Consider the following 3,017-nt stretch of genomic DNA (forward strand, 5'->3'; position numbering starts at 1 on the left):
CTGAGCAGGTGCTGAATTTTCTAGAAGAGCTTTTCGCTAAAGCCAAGCCTTTGGCGAAAAGAGAGATGCAGTCGCTTACAGATTACGCAAAAGACCACTTTGGGCTGTGTCGTCTTGAGGCTTGGGATGTGCCTTTTGTTTCTGAATCGTTGCGCAAGGAGCAGTTTGATTTGGATCAGGAGGAGATTCGCCCCTATTTTCCTTTGCCTGTTGTTTTGAGCGGCTTGTTTGAGGTTGCAGGTCGGCTGTTCGGCGTGCAATTGAAAGAAGTTAATGGAGTAGATTTACCTGTGCCTGATGCACGCTGCTTTTGTATTGAAAAAGACGGCAAAGAGCAGGCCTATATTTATATGGATTTGTATTCTCGCGAGGGTAAGCGCGGCGGGGCTTGGGTTGCGCCTTGCCATAAGTTGACGCTGTTCAGTGACGATAGTGTGATTCGTCCGGTCGCTTTTCTTGTATGCAACTTCTCGTCTCCAACGGAAGATAAACCGAGTTTGTTAACACACTCTGAGATGGTGACGCTGTTTCATGAGTTTGGGCATGCTCTGCACCATTGTTTGACGGCAGTTGCCTATCCGGAAGTGTCGGGTATTTCGGGTGTGCCATGGGACGCAGTGGAGCTGCCCAGTCAGTTTTTAGAGAATTGGTGTTGGCAGCGAGAGGCGTTGGCATTTCTTTCCAGTCATGTTGAAACCGGTGAGGCGCTACCTGAGATCATGATTGAGAAACTCTTGAGTGCTAAGACCTTTTTGTCTGGCATGCAAACACTTCGGCAAATAGAGTTCGGCTTGTTTGACTTTCGTTTACACCATCAATATCAAAGTCAGAAAACGGATATCCAATCTTGTCTTGAGGAGGTCCAGAAAGAGGTGTCTGTTGTTCCCGTTCCAGACTATGCGCGTTTTGCAAATGCCTTCTCTCATATTTTTGCTGGCGGATACGCCGCGGGTTATTACAGTTATAAGTGGGCGGAGGTGTTGTCGGCCGACGCGTTTTCTGCTTTTGAGGAAGAAGGTGTTTTTAATGCAGAGACGGGTGCGCGGTTTAAGAATCAGATTCTTGAGCGTGGTGGTGCGGGTGATATCGGAGAGATGTTTAGGTCGTTTCGAGGTAGAATGCCCAGCTCTGAAGCATTGTTAAAGCAAATGGGTGTCTAACATGGCAGATAGTTCGGCTAAACGATTTATTGCGGGGGCGGTTTGCCCGCGTTGTGGTGAGATGGATAGACTTGTTACTTTCGAGAAAGAAGGTAAAAGCTTGCGTGAATGTGTGTCGTGCGACTTTACTGAAGAGCAGGTGGCTAATGTTGTTTCAAGTGAAATTCAAACGCGCGTTAATCAGTTCGAAGAGGCCGGCGCTGAAGACGATGTTGCGGCTGTGAAAATTCTCGATCCAAAGTCTATCCACTAGTTTAGCTAGCCGACCTATTTTGGTGCAGTTGAATAAAATCTGCGCTGGTTATAAAAAAGCCAAAAAAAGCATTGCGTACCTAAAAAATTCATCGCTATACTCACTAGGCACAAGAAAAATAAAGTCACTGTTACTTGAGCTTCTTTTAAGCAGTAATCAGTAGTAGGAAGCCTCACAGGAACAAAAATAATAATCTGTGGAGACCCGTAATGCGATCACGCCTAGTTATGGTGCTGAGTCTGCTGCTGTCTGCAATTTATGCAGCGGATGTTAGCGCAGAATATGGATTGAATATGCCTCGAGGGGTGACTGATGTTAGTCACTCGGTCTATGACCTACACATGACCATTTTCTGGATATGTGTTGTGATAGGCGTCTTGGTTTTTGGGGTGATGTTCTATTCGATTTTTAAGCACCGTAAGAGCAAAGGTGCGGTAGCCTCAAATTTTCATGAGAACACCACCATCGAGATTATCTGGACCATCGTGCCAGCGATCATCCTTATTGTCATGGCGATTCCCGCCACGAAAACCTTAATTGAAATGTACGACACTTCTGATGCTGATGTTGATATCAAAATCACCGGCTATCAATGGAAGTGGCGCTATGAGTATCTGGGTGAAGGCGTCGACTTCTTTAGTAATCTATCGACCCCAAAAGAAGAGATCTATAACGCCAAAGAGAAAAACGAAAACTATCTCCTAGAAGTCGATAACGAGCTTGTTGTGCCAGTGGGTAAAAAGATTCGTTTTTTGATTACAGCAAACGACGTGATCCACTCCTGGTGGATTCCTGATTTCGCAGTAAAGAAAGATGCTATCCCTGGTTTCATTAATGAAAGCTGGACGCGCATCAATGAACCTGGTGTTTACCGTGGGCAATGTACCGAACTGTGCGGTAAGGATCACGGCTTTATGCCGGTTGTTGTGCGCGCTGTAGAGCAAGCTGAATACGACGAATGGCTCGTGAAGAAGCAGGAAGAGGCGAAAGCCGCTGCCGAACTCGCCAAGCTAACCTTTACCCTAGAGGAGCAAATGGAGCGCGGTGAAAAGGTCTATGCGACTAACTGCGCTGCGTGCCATCAGGCGAACGGTCAAGGCATTCCTCCAGCGTTTCCAGCGCTTGCAGGTAGTGAAATTGCTACCAAGCTGCTGGATAAGCATATCGAAGTGGTCGTAGATGGTGTGCCAGGCTCTGCCATGCAGGCTTACGGCGCTCAGCTTAGTGAAGTGGATCTTGCTGCGGTAATTACCTATGAGCGAAATGCTTGGGGTAATGATACTGGCGACAATATTTCCGCTAAAGACATCGTCGATTATAAAAATAAATAAGGAGGGCTTATGAGCGCGGTAATTGATAATCCTACGCACGAAGAGCATGAGCATCACGGCCCTGCAAAAGGCATAGCTCGTTGGCTGTTTACGACTAACCATAAAGACATCGGTTCGATGTATCTGTGGTTCAGTTTCGCAATGTTTCTTGTTGGCGGCTGTATGGCCCTTACGATAAGAGCTGAGTTGTTTCAACCTGGTTTGCAATTAGTGGAGCCGGATTTCTTTAACCAGATGACGACTTTGCACGGTCTCATTATGGTGTTTGGCGCG

The 3,017-nt window shown here is 46.7% G+C and carries 4 protein-coding genes; all 4 read left to right on the top strand.

Features of this window, described 5'->3' with window-relative positions:
- A partial coding sequence (locus A3750_RS12745) for a M3 family metallopeptidase (RefSeq protein ID WP_197475021.1) occupies window positions 1-1,160 on the top strand: 1,160 nt, incomplete at its 5' end.
- 1 nt (window position 1,161) lies between these two features.
- The gene (locus tag A3750_RS12750) at window positions 1,162-1,413 is read left to right on the top strand and encodes a YheV family putative zinc ribbon protein (protein ID WP_068452883.1); all 252 of its coding nucleotides are present in this window, start codon (window positions 1,162-1,164) and stop codon (window positions 1,411-1,413) included.
- A 209-nt stretch (window positions 1,414-1,622) separates the two neighbouring features.
- Window positions 1,623-2,744 carry a cytochrome c oxidase subunit II gene (gene coxB / locus A3750_RS27335; protein ID WP_068465692.1) on the top strand — a complete coding sequence of 374 codons (1,122 nt, stop codon included), beginning with the start codon at window positions 1,623-1,625 and terminating at the stop codon, window positions 2,742-2,744.
- 9 nt (window positions 2,745-2,753) lie between these two features.
- A partial coding sequence (locus A3750_RS12760) for a cbb3-type cytochrome c oxidase subunit I (RefSeq protein ID WP_197475022.1) occupies window positions 2,754-3,017 on the top strand: 264 nt, incomplete at its 3' end.

It is taken from the genome of Oleiphilus sp. HI0079 (assembly GCF_001635105.1).

Coding starts and splice junctions, on each gene's coding strand:
- A3750_RS12750 (WP_068452883.1), top strand. CDS start 1,162: ATGGCAGATAGTTCGGCTAAACGATTTATTGCGGGGGCGGTTTGCCCG.
- coxB (WP_068465692.1), top strand. CDS start 1,623: ATGCGATCACGCCTAGTTATGGTGCTGAGTCTGCTGCTGTCTGCAATT.